Origin of the sequence: Rhodopseudomonas sp., assembly GCF_048594845.1 — a bacterium.
Lineage (GTDB): Bacteria > Pseudomonadota > Alphaproteobacteria > Rhizobiales > Xanthobacteraceae > Rhodopseudomonas.
Genome location: NZ_JBMDXE010000265.1, coordinates 1 through 14,366 on the forward strand (window position 1 = coordinate 1; position 14,366 = coordinate 14,366).

A 14,366-nucleotide genomic window follows, 5' to 3' on the forward strand; every position below is an offset into this window, starting at 1 on the left:
CGGGCCGCGGCGTGGGCGAAGCGACGAACTCAGCGAGGTTCGTTCGGTTCGCGTGCAGCGATCTGTTCGACCACATCGACAATGCTGCGCCGAAGCTTGGCATCGGTGATCTTGGTGAATGCGCGAGTCAGCGCCAGGCCCTCAGATGTTGCAAGAAAGTCCGACACATAAGACGGGGACGGCGCTTCGCTGAAGCCATTGCCATTGGCAAGACCGCCGCTCGGGCCACCCTCGAACAGAAAAGACACCGGCACCTGCAGCACTTCCGAGATCTGCTGAATGCGGCTGGCACCGACGCGATTGGTGCCCTTCTCGTATTTCTGAACTTGCTGGAAGGTCAGTCCTAGTGCTTCGCCGAGCTTTTCTTGGCTCATCCCGAGCATGATGCGCCGCATGCGCACACGGCTGCCGACATACTTGTCAACAGGATTGGGCGCTTTGGTCGACATCTCAGTTACTCCTCAAGGCATGTGCATACGCAAATGGAAGGCGAATGCGGATTGGAATACGCCTGAAATATTGGAGACGTCAAATGTCTTGAGGTGCCGGCGTTAATATACACCGATAGAGAAATGCAATAATAGACGTGCGGATTTTCTCTAACTTAATCTCTGGTTGCGCCGTCGCGTTGCGTACTATCACCTAGTTGGTGTTCGTCTGCGTAATAGTACAAGCATCATCGAAAGTGCAACCAGAACGGCCGCCGGAAGCTCGCCGACGCGCGCATAGATCGTCGGCGGAATCTTCGCCGGCAGTGTCGCGTCGAGCACACCTTCGACGCCGAGTCCGAGTCGTCCGACGATTCGTCCGACCGGATCGATGACTGCAGAAATGCCCGTGTTTGCTGCGCGCACCAACGGCAAGCCCTGCTCGACCGCGCGCATCCGCGCCTGCTGCAGATGCTGATAGGGACCGGTCGAATTACCGAACCAGCCGTCATTGGTGAGATTGAGCATCCATCCCGGACGCGTGCCGCGGATGTTGATCTCATCAGGAAAGATCGCCTCGTAACAAATCAGCGGCAGCAGCGGAGGTGCGTTCGGCAGCTCCATATTGTGACGCGTGGTGCCGGTGAGAAAGCCACCCTGCACCTTGGTGAGCTGCACGAAGCCGATCTTCTCCATCATGTCCTGGTACGGCAGATATTCGCCGAATGGTACCAGATGCAACTTATCGTAGACTGACAGCAACGTGCCGTCGTGATCGATAGAATAGATCGAATTGTAAGCGCGCGTGATCCTGCGGCCCGGCGGCATCTCGGGCGGCCGGACCGCGCCGGTCAGCAGAATGGTGCCTTTGGGCAACAGTTCGGCAATCTGCGCCAGCGCATCGGGCTCGCGCGCCAGGAAGAACGGAAACGCCGACTCCGGCCAAATCAGCAGTGAGGCGTCGCGTACACCAGTGGCGTTCGGGCCGGTCGAGCGGTCCGACAAAGTGAGGTATTTCTGCATCACCTCGGCTTTGGCGGCGTAGTTGAAGCGCTGATCCTGTTGCAGGTTGGGCTGCATGATCCGCAGCCGGACATTCTCGACAAGCCGCGTGGGAGTGAGTTGCAGCCTGATGATGCCAAACACCGCCATGGCGATCAGCACACCGAGCGCAGCAGTCGGAGCGACCCAGCGCCGCCGCGTATCGGCGATATCGTCGAACAGCACGGCCGGACTGGCGACCACCGCGACCGCAATGAAAGTCATTCCCCAGATGCCGATCAGCGACAGAGTCTGCGCCAGCGCCAGCGGCTCGGTCAGTGCATAGCCGAACGCGTTCCAAGGGAACCCGGTGAGGATATGACCGCGCAGCCACTCCGCAATGGTGAGCGCGCCGGCGAGCGACAGAATGCGCAGCGCCCCGCGATCCCACAGCAGCCGCGCCAATCCGAAGCTGAGCGCGGTGAACAGCGCCAGATAGGCGGGCAGGCCGCAGATCGCGAAAGGCAGCAGCCACGCGAAGGTGTCGGCGTCGACCAGGAAGGCGTAGCCGATCCAGTACAGGCCCGGGACGAAATAACCGAAGCCGAACCACCAGCCGGCCATCATCGCGGCCGGGACGCCGCGCCGCTTGCCGGCGCCCGCACCGTCGATCAGCCACACCGCCACCGGAAAGGTGATGAACAGGATCGGCCAGGCGTTGAACGGCTCCATCGCCAATGACGACAGCGCACCGGCCAGGACTGCGATTGCTGCGCGCTTCCACCCCCATGCGAGGATGACGCTGGAGGCGGCCCGGCTCAGCAGCTTTGGCATATGGGGATGTGCTCGCTCATTCGCCGGATGGCGAAGCATTCGGGTTGGTGGAGTCGGACGTCGGCGGAGCTGGCGTATCGGACGCCGCGCCACGGCGCCGCGTTTCGCGCGGCCGCGGCGCGGGGCGCTCCTTGCGGATGCCGATACGCAGCCGCTTGACGCGGCGCGGATCGGCGTCGAGCACTTCGATCTCGTAATTGCCCGGACCGGAAATCACTTCGCCACGCACCGGCAGTCGGCCGACATGATTGACCAGGTAGCCGCCGAGAGTCTCGACATCCTCGCCGGCCTCGCCGGGCACGAAGCTGTCGCCGATCATGGCGCGGGCGTCTTCCAGGCTGGTGCGGGCGTCGGCGATGTACGAGCCATCGGCCTGCTTGACGATCGAGGGCGGCACCGCACTGTCGTGCTCGTCGTCGATCTCGCCGACGATCTGCTCGACGATGTCCTCGATCGACACCAGGCCATCGGTGCCGCCATATTCATCGACCACCAGCGCCAGATGCGTGCGCGCCGCTTGCATCTGCGCCAGCAGGTCGATCGCCCGCATCGACGGCGGCACGTAGAGCAGCTTGCGGATGATGCCGGTTTCGGTCAGCGGCATCTTCAGATCGATCGCCTTGAGATCGAGACCGGCGGGCAGCGGCTTCTTGCGCTTGGCGACCACGTCCGGCTTGACCTTGGCGCTCGCCGTCATGAATGCGACGAGGTCGCGGATGTGAACGAGCCCGACCGGATCGTCGAGCGTCTCGTTGTAGACGACGAGACGCGAGTGCGCCGCACCCTGAAACAGGCTCATCAGTTCGCCGAGCGGAATGTCCTGCTTGATCGCGACGATATCGGCGCGATGGACCATGACGTCGGCGATGCGGCGCTCGTGCAGCCCGAGGATGTTGCGCAGCATGGTGCGCTCGAGCGTCGAGAACCCGGTGTCGTCGGGCGGGCTGGTATCGAGCACGACCTGCAGATCGTCGCGGACCGAGCCGGGCTTCCAGCCGAACAGCGAACGGATCGCCCGGATCAGCCAGGCGGCACCGGTCGGCCGCAACACTTCGCCCTGGTGCACCACCGTAGGCAATTGCTGCCCGCGTGCTAAGTCTTGCTCCGATAGCTGCGCGTTGGTCCGCGTACTGTCGCCGTCCGGCATGTCAGCTCATCCGATCCTGGTCAGCATAGGGATCCGGAATGCCGAGTCCTGCGAGAATGCGGCGCTCGGCGCTTTCCATCGTCTCGGCCTCGGCGTCGGTCTCGTGATCGTAGCCGACCAGATGCAGGAAGCCGTGAACCGCCAGATGGCTGAGGTGATGATCGAACGGCTTGCCCTCGTCGTCGGCTTCGCGGCGGACGGTCTGGTACGCGATCGCGATATCACCGAGCAGCCGCGGCGCGCCGTCGTCGTCCTGATAGTCCGCCTCCGGGGCCGGAAACGACAGCACGTTGGTGGGCTTGTCGAAGCCGCGATAGGACGCGTTGAGCGCCTGGATGCCGTCGTCGTCGGTCAGCATCACGGCGAGTTCGGCGCCGCCGGTGTCTTCATCGACGGCCTGGGCCGCGGCTTCGATCGCGCGCAGCACGACGGCCTCGGCGGCGGCTTCGGCCTGCCAGCATTCGGCGGCGATCACGACTTCGGTCGCAGGGACGGTGGAACTACTCATTGGGGTCAAAATATCGCTTGGAGCCGTCCCGACGCAATCGGCACGGCTCCCGGTCTCGGATTGTGACATCAGTTTTCGCCGCGCGCCGGCTTCGGCGGGGCTCCCTCATAGGCGGCGACGATGCGCGCCACCAGTTCGTGACGAATGACGTCCTCGGCAGTGAAATTCACCTGGGCAATGCCCTCGACGCCGGACAACAACTTCACCGCTTCGGACAGGCCCGAAGTGGCACCGTTGGGCAAATCGACCTGGCTGGGATCCCCGGTGACGATCATCCGCGAGTTCTCACCAAGGCGAGTGAGAAACATTTTCATCTGCATCGAGGTGGTGTTCTGCGCCTCATCCAGAATGATCGCCGCGTTGGTCAGCGTGCGGCCGCGCATGAACGCCAGCGGCGCGATCTCGATCTCGCCCGACTGCATCGCCCGCTCGACGATCCGCGCATCCATCAGGTCGTACAGCGCGTCGTAGATCGGTCGCAAATACGGATCGACCTTTTCGCGCAGATCGCCCGGCAGGAAGCCGAGCCGCTCGCCGGCTTCAACGGCGGGGCGGGTCAGGATGATCTTGTCGACTTCCTTGCGCTCGAACAGCTGCGCAGCGTGCGCGACCGCGAGCCAGGTCTTGCCGGTACCGGCCGGGCCGATGCCGAACACCAGTTCATGGCGCTTCAGCGCACGGATGTAGGAGTCCTGCGCGGCTGTGCGCGCCCGCACCAGGCGCTTGCGCAGATTGACCGCCTCGAACGCGCCCGAGGCTGGCTTGCTGTCGAACTCGAATAGTGAGCCCTGCGCGATCACCGCGCGGATTGCACCGTCCACATCGCCCTGGCTGAGATCACCACCGGACATCGCCTGCGCATACAACGCCTCGAGCACGCGCCGCGCCGAGTCGCAGCCTTCGCGCGAGCCCGAGATGGTGATGTGGTTGCCCCGCGAGTCGACCTCGACGGCGAGCCGGCGCTCGATCCGGGCGAGGTTCTGCCCATAGGGGCCGACCAGCGCGGAAGCGGCGCGATTGTCGTCGAAGGCGACGACGACTTGGGTCTCGGGTGGGGACAAAGGTTCGCGATCGAGCTTGCGGCGGGAAATCAGCGAGGACGAATCCGATACGCTTTTTGCCAAGGGGCTCAGGCTCCAGTGGCGGCCAGAGGACGAGCATGCTGCGGCGGCGTGGCCGCCAGTTCGCCGAGCAGGCTGTAGCGCTCGAGACTATCGATCCGGACCGGCAGCACCTGTCCGACGAGCGCGTCGGACTCCATGCCGGGCGGGGGAAACACATGGGCCGGCTGCAGATAAGCGGTGCGGCCGACGATCTGGCCGGGCTTGCGGCCGGCGCGCTCGAACAGCACGTCCACGGTCTGGCCGATCGCCGCCTTGTTGAAGGCCGACTGCTGAGCGTCGATCAATTGCTGGAGCCGCTCCAAACGCTCGTCCAACACCGCTGCGGGCACCATCTCCTGCATGTCCGCCGCGGGCGTGCCGGGCCGCGGCGAATACTTGAACGAATAGGCGCCAGCGTACCCGATTTGTGTGACCAGCGCGAGAGTCGCGGCGAAATCCACATCGCTCTCGCCCGGGAACCCCACGATAAAATCCGACGAGAACGCGATCTGCGGCTGCACCGCCCGGAACCGGTCGATCACGCGTCGATAATCCGCCGCCGAGTGCTTGCGGTTCATCGCCGCGAGGATCCGGTCGGACCCGGACTGCACCGGCAGATGCACGAAAGGCATCAGCGCCGCGAGATCGCGATGCGCGGCGATCAGATCGTCGTCGACGTCGTTCGGATGACTGGTGGAATAGCGCAGCCGGACGATGCCGGGCACCGCGGCGAGCCGCTGCAGCAGCCGGCCGAGCGTCCAAGCGCGGCCGTCCGGGCCGTCGCCATGATAGGCGTTGACGTTCTGGCCGATCAGCGTGATCTCGCGAACGCCGTTGTCGGCGAGCCGCTCGACATCGGCCAGGATCGCCGCCACCGGCCGCGACACCTCGGCGCCGCGCGTATAGGGCACCACGCAGAAGGTGCAAAACTTGTCGCAGCCTTCCTGCACGGTGACGAAGGCCGAGATGCCGCGGGCGCGAATCGTGGCGGGCGCCGGCTGCGGCAGGAAGCCGAACTTGTCCTCGACCGGAAACTCGGTCTCGAGCGCGCGGCCCTGCGCGTTCGCGCGGGCCAGCAGCTGCGGCAGATGGTGATAGCTCTGCGGCCCGACCACGACGTCGACCACCGGGGCGCGGCGGACGATCTCCTCCCCCTCCGCCTGTGCGACGCAGCCCGCGACAGCGATCTGCATGGTACGGCCGGCCTGCGCCGCCGCGTCGCGCGCCAGCCGCAGCCGCCCGAGTTCGGAATAGACCTTTTCCGAAGCCTTCTCGCGAATGTGGCAGGTGTTGAGGATCACCAAATCGGCGTCGTCCACACTCGCTGTCTCGACGAAGCCTTCAGGCGTCAGCACGTCCACCATGCGCTGGGCATCGTAGACATTCATCTGACAGCCATATGACTTGATGTGCAGCTTGCGCGGCGGGGCCATGACATTCGTGGTGTGAGAGGGAAAGCTGCCCTGCCTTACAGGCGAAACCGGGCGAAATCCAGCCGGCGCCCGCTTGGTCGAGTCCAGCGGGGGTCTTTTCTCAAATAGTTTCAGGAAGTTGACGCATGTCCGCGAAGGTCGTGGCGGCACCGGCGGCGCGCAGTTTTTCGGCCATACCGGGCACGCAGTGGCTGCCGCCGACAAAACCCAGCACCCGCATCCCGGCCGCCCGGGCGCCGGTGATCCCCGGGACGCTGTCCTCGACGACGACGCAGCGCTCCGGCGCAACCCCCATCCGCTCCGCCGCATACAGAAACAAATCGGGCGCCGGCTTGCCGTTCTGGACTTGCTCGGCGGAGAACAGATAGGGCGCGAACCGGGCATGAAGCCCCGTGCGGGTCAGCGCGAAGCCGATGCGCTCCAGCGTGCCGCTGGAGGCGACGCAGACCGGCTGCGCGATCGCGTCGAGCGCCTCGCCGATGAACGGGATCGGCGCCAAATCCTCGGCAAAGCTGCGCAGCACGTCGGCGACGAGCTGCGCTTCGAGATCGTCGTCGAACGCACGACCGAGTTCGGCCTCGATCTCGCGCCGCGCTTCGCGGCCGGAGCGGCCGAGGAAGCGCTCGGCAACCTGTTCGGTAGTGATCGGATAGCCGTGCCGCGTCAGCGTCTCGGCATGCACCCGGCAGGAAATCACTTCGCTGTCGACCAGCACGCCGTCGCAGTCGAAGATCACCAGATCGCAGGTCATGCGGACGCGCCGCTCACATGATGCTGGGATCGAACTAAGCGACGGGTCAACGCCGCTCCGAAAATCGGCTTCTGGATTTGAGCCACTGTTTCACCACCCGTCATGCCCGGGCCGGCCCCAGGCATCTCCGTCTTGCTCACAAACCCACGCCGAAAACGTGGATGGCCGGGACAAGCCCGGCCCTGACGAGACGAGAGGTAAATTAGCCGACTTAGGGCGGCGGTGACAACGCGTCGCGCGCCCTGCTCGGCTCAGGCCTTGTCGTCGTCGAGCGGGACGCAATACAGCTCGAGGCGGTGATCGACCAGCTTGTAGCCGAGCTTGCGGGCGATCTCGGCCTGCAGCTTCTCGATCTCTTCGTTGGTGAATTCGATCACCTTGCCGTCGCGCAGATTGATCAGGTGATCATGATGGCTGTCGCGCATCTGCTCGTAGCGGGCACGGCCTTCACGGAAGTCGTGCCGCTCGATGATCCCCGCGTCCTCGAACAGCTTCACCGTGCGGTACACGGTGGAGATCGAGATCTTGTCGTCGACCGCAACGCAGCGGGTGTAGAGTTCTTCGACGTCGGGGTGATCGACAGACTCGGCAAGAACCCGCGCAATCACGCGACGCTGTTCCGTCATGCGCATACCGGTGGCAGCGCAGCGGGCTTCGATTTCAGTGGCCTTCACATCGGACATCGGCGTCAACGCAGTGTTTGAATGGGCTCAGCGATGGGGTTTGTGCCACCGCGCGGAAATTAGGACAAGTCGCGACGCATTATCAATGCGTTCAATTGTTCTCCATCCGGCTGCCGATAGTAGCGCTCGCGGCGACCGACGATGGTGAAACCAGCACGCTGATACAGACGACGCGCCGGCTGATTGTTCTCCTCGACTTCAAGAAAGACTTTGGCGACACCACGGCCGGCGAGGTGGCCGAGATGCGTCAGTAACAACTCTCGCGACAGTCCGCGTCCGCGGTAGCCGGAAGCCACCGCGATCGACAGGATCTCGGCTTCGTCCGCTCCGAATCGGGACGCGATGAAACCAATGATCTTACGACCCATACGCAAGCGGTGGATCAAGGTATTGCGCTGGCTCAAAAGGTCGGCGAATTCCTCTTCGCTCCAGCCGCTGTGAAACGACGCGCCGTGCAGTTGCGCCAGCTTACCGGCATCGCGCAGCGTTGCAGGCTCGACCACCGCGTCGGCGTAGCCCCAGAATTCGGCGAGCCAAGTCATCATCATGAAGTCATCATCGTCGGAATCAACATCGGCGCCGCGTCAGGCGGCAGGCTGCGCGGCGCGCGCCAGTGCGTCGGTCTGGGGCTTGGCGTCGGGCGCCCGCAGATAGAACGGCCGCGCCGGCGCGGCCACCGGGTTCGCCGCCGCACCGAGCCAGGCGACCCAGAAAATATCCGGCGCAGGCTGCTGATCGATCAGCGGCGCCGGCGGCGTCAGCGCCGGCCAGCGCGCGGCGAGCAGATGCGCCGCGTTGCCCACCAGCCGCGGCGCCCCCTGGCGAGCAGCTTCCAGCGCTTCGGCAATCGGCCCGACGCGCGGCCGGACCAGGCGCGTACCATTGCCGCTGACGAGTTGGTAGTAGACGTGATCATGCCGCGCATCGATCGCCGACAGGATCGGCGTGTCGTCGCGCTCGCTTACCAGCGGCGCCGCATAGGCGGAAAGCGTGGTCAATCCCACCACCGGTTTGTCGGCCGCCAGTGCGATGCCGCGCGCCGCCGACAGGCCGACACGCAGCCCGGTGAAACTACCAGGCCCGGTGGTGACAGCGATGCGGTCGAGATCAGCGAAGCCGATTCCCGACGCCTGCATGACGCGGCCGAGCATCGGCACCAGCGCCTCCGCATGGCCGCGCTGCATCGGCTCGGATTCGGATGCGAGCAGCCGGTTGGCGTCGGTATCCAGAACCGCGGCCGAGCAGGCTTCGAGCGCCGTATCGATAGCGAGGATCAACATTCGCTCAGCATATCAGCTTTGCGACGTGCACGTCATGTGCCTGCCGGACACGATCGACAAGAATCGCTGACAGCCGGCCGCAAGCCGACGATGCATGGAGCGGCGCACCATGCATTTGCCTTTAGGCGGAAAACCTGCGGGAAGCTGGCTGTCAGCTAACCGGGCGAACCTCGGTCACTTCGGGTACGAAGTGCTTCAGCAGGTTCTGGATGCCGTGCTGCAGGGTCGCAGTCGAGGACGGGCAGCCCGAGCAGGCGCCCTTCATGGCCAGATAGACGATGCCGTCCTTGAAGCCGCGGAAGGTGATGTCGCCGCCGTCATTGGCGACCGCTGGGCGGACCCGGGTTTCGATCAGATCCTTGATGATCTCGACCGTCTCGGCATCGTCCTCGGCGAAGAACTCGTCATCCTCGCCCGCGTCGCCATCCGACTGGCCATCGGCCAGGATCGGGGCGCCCGACATGTAGTGCTCCATGATGGCGCCGAGGATCGCCGGCTTGAGATGCTGCCAGTCGCCGCCGTCCTTGGTGACGGTGACGAAGTCGCTGCCGTAGAACACGCCGCTGACACCCTCGACGCCGAACAGCCGCTCGTCCAGCGGCGAGCGCGCCGCCTGGCTGCGATCGGTGAATTCCATCGTGCCGCTGTCGAGCACGGTGCGGCCCGGGATGAACTTCAGGGTCGCGGGATTGGGCGTCGGTTCGGTCTGGATGAACATGGAAGTCTCCGTCGTCGCCGGTTCAAGGCCGGCACGTGGGAAAGGCTGGATCGGGTCATCGGCGAGGCGGACGCCGCTTCACCCGGACACGTTCGAATTCCTAGCAGATAGCCACCCCGAACGCACGGTTCAACCCGAGGGCTGTTCCGGAGGGGTCAAGCCGACTGAAACAGTTGAGCTTTTAGCGCCAGCTCAGGCCAGCGCGTCGATGTCGTCGTCGGTCAGGCTGGAGGCGACCATCACCACCGGAACGGGAAAGCTGCCGAGATGGCGCACCATCGCGGTGACGATCGGCCCCGGCCCCTCCGGCCCGTCGCTGGCCGCCAGGATCAGCATGACGATGTCGGAATCCTCGTCGATCACCGCGCGGACCTGGGCGATGGTGTCGCCCTCGCGGATCACCCGCTCGGGCGTGATGCCGGAGACGCCGTTGGCGCGGCCGGCCGCGCGATCGAGCGCCAGTTCGGCGGTCTCGATCGCCTCGGCCCGCATCACGTCGGCGACGCCGAGCCATTGCTGATTCTGGTCGAGGATTTCGATGACGCGCAGCATCACCACCGCACCACCGGCCCGCACCGCCCAGCGGCTGGCGTAATACACCGCGCGATCCCATTCGGCGGTATCGTCGACGATGACCAGGCATTTCGGCTTGTGGCCGGATTCGTAGCTGCGTCGCTGGCTGCTCATTGGTGCCCCCGGAGTTCCACTAGCGCCCGCGCCACGCTGCGATGCTGCCATGATGGCGGCGGGCAGGACAAGCTTCGGCTCGGGCCGGCCTGCCCCTAAGCCACTTGCCCTGGCGTCGTCATCCTGAGGCGCGAGCGAAGCGAGCCTCGAAGGATGCGGCTGCGCGGACCGGCGCTCGTGGCTCATCCTTCGAGGCGCACGCTACGCGTGCGCACCTCAGGATGACGCCGTGACAGCCGAGCCGAAATCTCAGCCCTTCTTCCGCACCATGCCCATGATGTCCTTCACCGCCACCATGGTCTCGGCCGCGATCGCGCGGGCGCGGTCGCTGCCGTCGGCGAGAACGCTGTCGACATAGGCGTGGTCGGCGGACAGCCGCTTCATCTCGCCGGCGATCGGCGACAGCTTCTCGACCGCGAGATCCACCAGGCTCGACTTGAACGCCGAGAACTGCGCGCCGCCGAATTCGCCGAGAACGGCGGCTTTCGGCTTACCCGACAGCGCCGCGTAGATCCCGACCAGATTGTCGGCCTCGGGACGCGGCTCCAGACCCTTCTCTTCGGTCGGCAGCGGCTCCGGATCGGTCTTGGCCTTGCGGATCTTCTGCGCGATGGCGTCGGCATCGTCGGTGAGGTTGATGCGCGAGTAGTCCGACGGGTCGGACTTCGACATCTTCTTGGTACCGTCGCGCAGGCTCATCACCCGCGTCGCCGGGCCGGTGATCACCGGCTCGGGCAGCGGGAAGTACGCGTCGCCAAAGCCCTGCGCGGCGATCGAGGCCGCAAAGTCGTTGTTGAACTTCTGGGCGATGTCGCGCGTGAGTTCGACATGCTGCTTCTGGTCTTCGCCAACCGGCACATGCGTGGCGCGATACACCAGAATGTCAGCGGCCATCAGCACCGGATAGTCGTAGAGACCGACCGAAACGTTCTCGCGATCCTTGCCGGCCTTTTCCTTGAACTGGGTCATGCGGTTGAGCCAGCCAAGCCGCGCGATGCAGTTCAGCACCCAGGCCAGTTCGGAATGTTCCGCGACCTGGCTCTGGTTGAAGATGATCTGCTTCTTCGGATCGATGCCGGCCGCGATGAACGCCGCGGTGACTTCGCGGATGTTCTTGCGCAGTTCGTCCGGACCGCCCCACACCGCCACCGGCACCGTGATGGCGTGCAGATCGACCACGCAGTAGAGACAATTATGCGTCTCCTGCATCTTCACGAAGTTGACGATCGCGCCGAGATAATTGCCGAGATGCAGATTTCCGGTGGGCTGGATGCCGGAAAATACCCGTTGTGTGGTCATGGTCAGTTCCTGCGCGTGATCGGTCGGCGCGCGCCCGGTGGCTGCGGCGCGGCGCCGTCCATTGGCACGCGGCGGCTAGCCGCGCAAGCCGCGCGGCGGCCGCAGCGCCGTTCCGAGCGCGGCCGGCCGCACCACGCCGAACAGCACCAGCAGCCCGCCATAGACGATCAGCCCGCCGGCGATCAGGACGGCGAGCCCGGCCGCCTGGGCGAGCGTGCCGGCCGCCGTCGCCCAAGGCAACGCAAACTGCGCCTTCAACATCAGGAGCGCGCCCATCGCACTCGCCGCAATTGCGATCAGCACGATGCGCCGGCGCGCCGCGGCGTCGATGGTGACGCCGAAACGGCGCAGTCCCCGCCACAGCAAAAAGGCGGCATTGCTCCAGCCGCCGAGCGCGACCGCCAGCGCCACGCCGGCGGCGCCGAACAGCCGCCCCAGCAGCAGCGCCGAAACCATCGCCACCGCCAGCGCCGCCAGCGTGGCGATCAACGGCGTCCTTGTGTCCTCGCGGGCGTAGAACGCCGCCGACCAGGTTTTGGCCAGCACCTGGGCGGGAAGACCGAGCGCCAGCAGGCCGAGCGCCAACGCGGTCGCGGCGGTATCCTCGGCGCTGAACGCGCCGTGCTCGAACAGTAGCCGGACGATCGGCTCGCGCAGCACGATCAGCCCGAGCGTCGCCGGCAGCGCGACTCCGACCGCGAGTTCGAGCCCGCGCGAGGCGGCCTCGGACTGCGCCGCATGATCGTCACCGCGCACCGCGCGCGACAATTCCGGCACCAGCACGGCGCCCATCGCCACGCTGACGATGCCGAGCGGCAACTCGATCAGCCGGTTGGCGAAATACAGCCACGACACCGCCGATGGCGTCGACGACGCCACGATGGCGCCGATCACGATCAGCAGCTGCGGCCCGGAATTGGCGATCATGCCGGGGATCGCCTTGGCGAAGAACGCTCGCATCGCGGTGTCGAACGACACCCGCAGCGGCGTGGCGAGCTTCTCGCCGCGGCTGTTGAACACCAGGATCGAGAGTTGCAGCAGGCCGGCGATGCCGACGGTGCCGGACAATACCCACGCCGCCACGACGTCGTCATCGCTGGCGAACAGCAGCACCGCGGTGACGGCGATCAGCGCCGCGTTGAACAGTAGCGGCGAGAACGCCGTCAGCCCGACCTTCCCTTCTGCATTGAACAGCCCCATCATCACCGCGACCGGGCCGGCGAACGCCAGATAGGGCAGCATCAGCCGCGCATCGCGGACCGCCATGCCGAGCACCGGATGTCCGACGAAGCCCGGCGCCAAGAGCGCGATCAGCAACGGCATGAACACGCCGACCAGCAGCGCCAGCGCCAGCGTCGCCAGCGCGACCGTGCCGAGCAGTCGCCCGGCGAAGGCGGCGGCCGCGACCGGCCCATTGTACTCGCGCACCCGCAGCCAGGCCGGGACCAGCGCCGCATTGAGCGCGCCCTCGGTCAGCAGCCGCCTCGTCACGTTGACGAGCTGAAACGCCAGCAGAAACGCATCCGCCACCGCCCCGGCCCCGAGCAGTGCGGCGACCAGCGCATCGCGAACGAATCCCAGCAAGCGGGACGACAGCGTACCGGCGGAGACGGTGAGCAGCGGACGGATCATGAGGCCTTATAGCCTGATCGGGGCCCGGGAGGGCTTTGCCGTGCTGGGTTTAGCGGTTGATTGGTAAAGGCGGTCGGCGAGATCGGGCCGGGCGAGGCCAGCGACGCTCCTCCCACCGTCATGGCCGGACTTGCCCCGACCATCCATCCCTCTTGAAAGAGCTTCTTGCGAAGAAGATGGATGCGCGGGCCTTCGCCGCGCCGAAGGGGCTTCGGCTCCGCAGGCGGGTCAAGCCCGCGCATGACGATCTCGAAAGCTCGCGCGCTTGCCGCGTCGCCGCGGAACGTGATAGGTCGGCGCGCCTCCGCGCAGCCGGCGATGCACCGGTTTTGTCCCGCAAACCCGCGGATTTTTCCCTCGCCGCCACGGACCCATTTCGATGACCCCAGCCAAATACGACGTCCTCGCCATCGGCAACGCGCTGTTCGACGTGCTGGTGCGCACCGAGGACGACTTCCTGGTCCGCCACGGCATGGCCAAGGGCGGCATGGCGCTGATCGATCAGGCGCAGGCGGCGGCGATCTACGCCGACATGGGGATGGCGACCGAAATCTCCGGCGGCTCGGCCGCCAACACCATCGTCGGGCTGGCCTCGTTCGGCGCCAAGACCGCCTATGTGGGCAAGATCAAGGACGACCAGATCGGCAAGCTCTACGCCCACGACATCCGCGCCGCCGGCGTCGCGTTCGACACCAAGCCGGCCGCCGATGGACCTGCAACCGGCTGCTCCTACATTTTGGTGACGCCGGACGGCGAGCGCACCATGAACACGTATCTCGGTGCCGCGCAGGATCTGGTGCCGGCCGATCTCGACGAGGCGCAGATCGCCGCGGCCGCGATCGTGTATCTCGAAGGTTATCTGTGGGATCCGCCGCAGGCCAA

At 65.7% G+C, this 14,366-nt stretch carries 15 protein-coding genes; 1 reads left to right on the plus strand and 14 read right to left on the minus strand.

Translation table 11 applies throughout. The annotated features are described in order from the left end of the window. Nucleotides 1–29: 29 nt before the first annotated feature. The 14 genes from ACOJTD_RS17255 to murJ all read right to left on the minus strand — a co-directional run bounded on the left by ACOJTD_RS17255 (nt 30) and on the right by murJ (nt 13,484). Nucleotides 30–449 carry a helix-turn-helix domain-containing protein gene (locus ACOJTD_RS17255; RefSeq protein ID WP_420134110.1) on the minus strand — a complete coding sequence of 140 codons (420 nt, stop codon included), beginning with the start codon at nt 447–449 and terminating at the stop codon, nt 30–32. A 189-nt stretch (nt 450–638) separates the two neighbouring features. Beyond that, on the minus strand, nt 639–2,243 hold the full coding sequence (gene lnt / locus ACOJTD_RS17260) for an apolipoprotein N-acyltransferase (RefSeq protein WP_420134111.1): 1,605 nt from the start codon (nt 2,241–2,243) through the stop codon (nt 639–641). 16 nt (nt 2,244–2,259) lie between these two features. Continuing rightward, complete coding sequence (locus tag ACOJTD_RS17265; protein WP_420134112.1) at nt 2,260–3,390, minus strand: hemolysin family protein; 1,131 nt, start codon at nt 3,388–3,390, stop codon at nt 2,260–2,262. Between the two features lies 1 nt (nt 3,391). Then, complete coding sequence (gene ybeY / locus ACOJTD_RS17270; protein WP_420134113.1) at nt 3,392–3,898, minus strand: rRNA maturation RNase YbeY; 507 nt, start codon at nt 3,896–3,898, stop codon at nt 3,392–3,394. Nucleotides 3,899–3,966: 68 nt separating this feature from the next. Continuing rightward, nucleotides 3,967–5,022 (minus strand): PhoH family protein, encoded by a 1,056-nt coding sequence (locus ACOJTD_RS17275; RefSeq protein ID WP_420134114.1) that lies wholly within the window; start codon nt 5,020–5,022, stop codon nt 3,967–3,969. A gap of 5 nt (nt 5,023–5,027) precedes the next feature. Continuing rightward, nucleotides 5,028–6,434, minus strand: a complete 1,407-nt coding sequence (gene miaB, locus ACOJTD_RS17280; RefSeq protein ID WP_420134115.1) for a tRNA (N6-isopentenyl adenosine(37)-C2)-methylthiotransferase MiaB — start codon at nt 6,432–6,434, stop codon at nt 5,028–5,030. A 100-nt stretch (nt 6,435–6,534) separates the two neighbouring features. After that, nucleotides 6,535–7,185, minus strand: a complete 651-nt coding sequence (locus tag ACOJTD_RS17285; RefSeq protein WP_420134116.1) for an HAD family hydrolase — start codon at nt 7,183–7,185, stop codon at nt 6,535–6,537. A 251-nt stretch (nt 7,186–7,436) separates the two neighbouring features. Then, complete coding sequence (locus ACOJTD_RS17290; RefSeq protein ID WP_054163928.1) at nt 7,437–7,868, minus strand: Fur family transcriptional regulator; 432 nt, start codon at nt 7,866–7,868, stop codon at nt 7,437–7,439. A 59-nt stretch (nt 7,869–7,927) separates the two neighbouring features. Continuing rightward, nucleotides 7,928–8,413 (minus strand): ribosomal protein S18-alanine N-acetyltransferase, encoded by a 486-nt coding sequence (gene rimI / locus ACOJTD_RS17295; protein ID WP_420134123.1) that lies wholly within the window; start codon nt 8,411–8,413, stop codon nt 7,928–7,930. 39 nt (nt 8,414–8,452) lie between these two features. Further along, nucleotides 8,453–9,148: a tRNA (adenosine(37)-N6)-threonylcarbamoyltransferase complex dimerization subunit type 1 TsaB gene (tsaB, locus tag ACOJTD_RS17300; protein WP_420134117.1), complete on the minus strand. Its 696-nt coding sequence runs from the start codon at nt 9,146–9,148 to the stop codon at nt 8,453–8,455. A 151-nt stretch (nt 9,149–9,299) separates the two neighbouring features. Continuing rightward, nucleotides 9,300–9,866 carry a NifU family protein gene (locus ACOJTD_RS17305; RefSeq protein WP_420134118.1) on the minus strand — a complete coding sequence of 189 codons (567 nt, stop codon included), beginning with the start codon at nt 9,864–9,866 and terminating at the stop codon, nt 9,300–9,302. A gap of 192 nt (nt 9,867–10,058) precedes the next feature. Further along, nucleotides 10,059–10,553 (minus strand): universal stress protein, encoded by a 495-nt coding sequence (locus tag ACOJTD_RS17310; protein WP_420134119.1) that lies wholly within the window; start codon nt 10,551–10,553, stop codon nt 10,059–10,061. A 249-nt stretch (nt 10,554–10,802) separates the two neighbouring features. Further along, entirely contained in the window at nt 10,803–11,852 is a 1,050-nt protein-coding gene (trpS, locus tag ACOJTD_RS17315) for a tryptophan--tRNA ligase (protein ID WP_420134120.1), read from the minus strand. Nucleotides 11,853–11,927: 75 nt separating this feature from the next. Continuing rightward, a complete protein-coding gene (gene murJ / locus ACOJTD_RS17320; protein WP_420134121.1) occupies nt 11,928–13,484 on the minus strand; it encodes a murein biosynthesis integral membrane protein MurJ in 1,557 nt (518 codons plus the stop codon). Nucleotides 13,485–13,863: 379 nt separating this feature from the next. On the opposite strand from murJ, the gene ACOJTD_RS17325 reads away from it, so the two are divergent. Next, the coding region (locus ACOJTD_RS17325) for an adenosine kinase (RefSeq protein ID WP_420134122.1) at nt 13,864–14,366 on the plus strand (503 nt) is incomplete at its 3' end.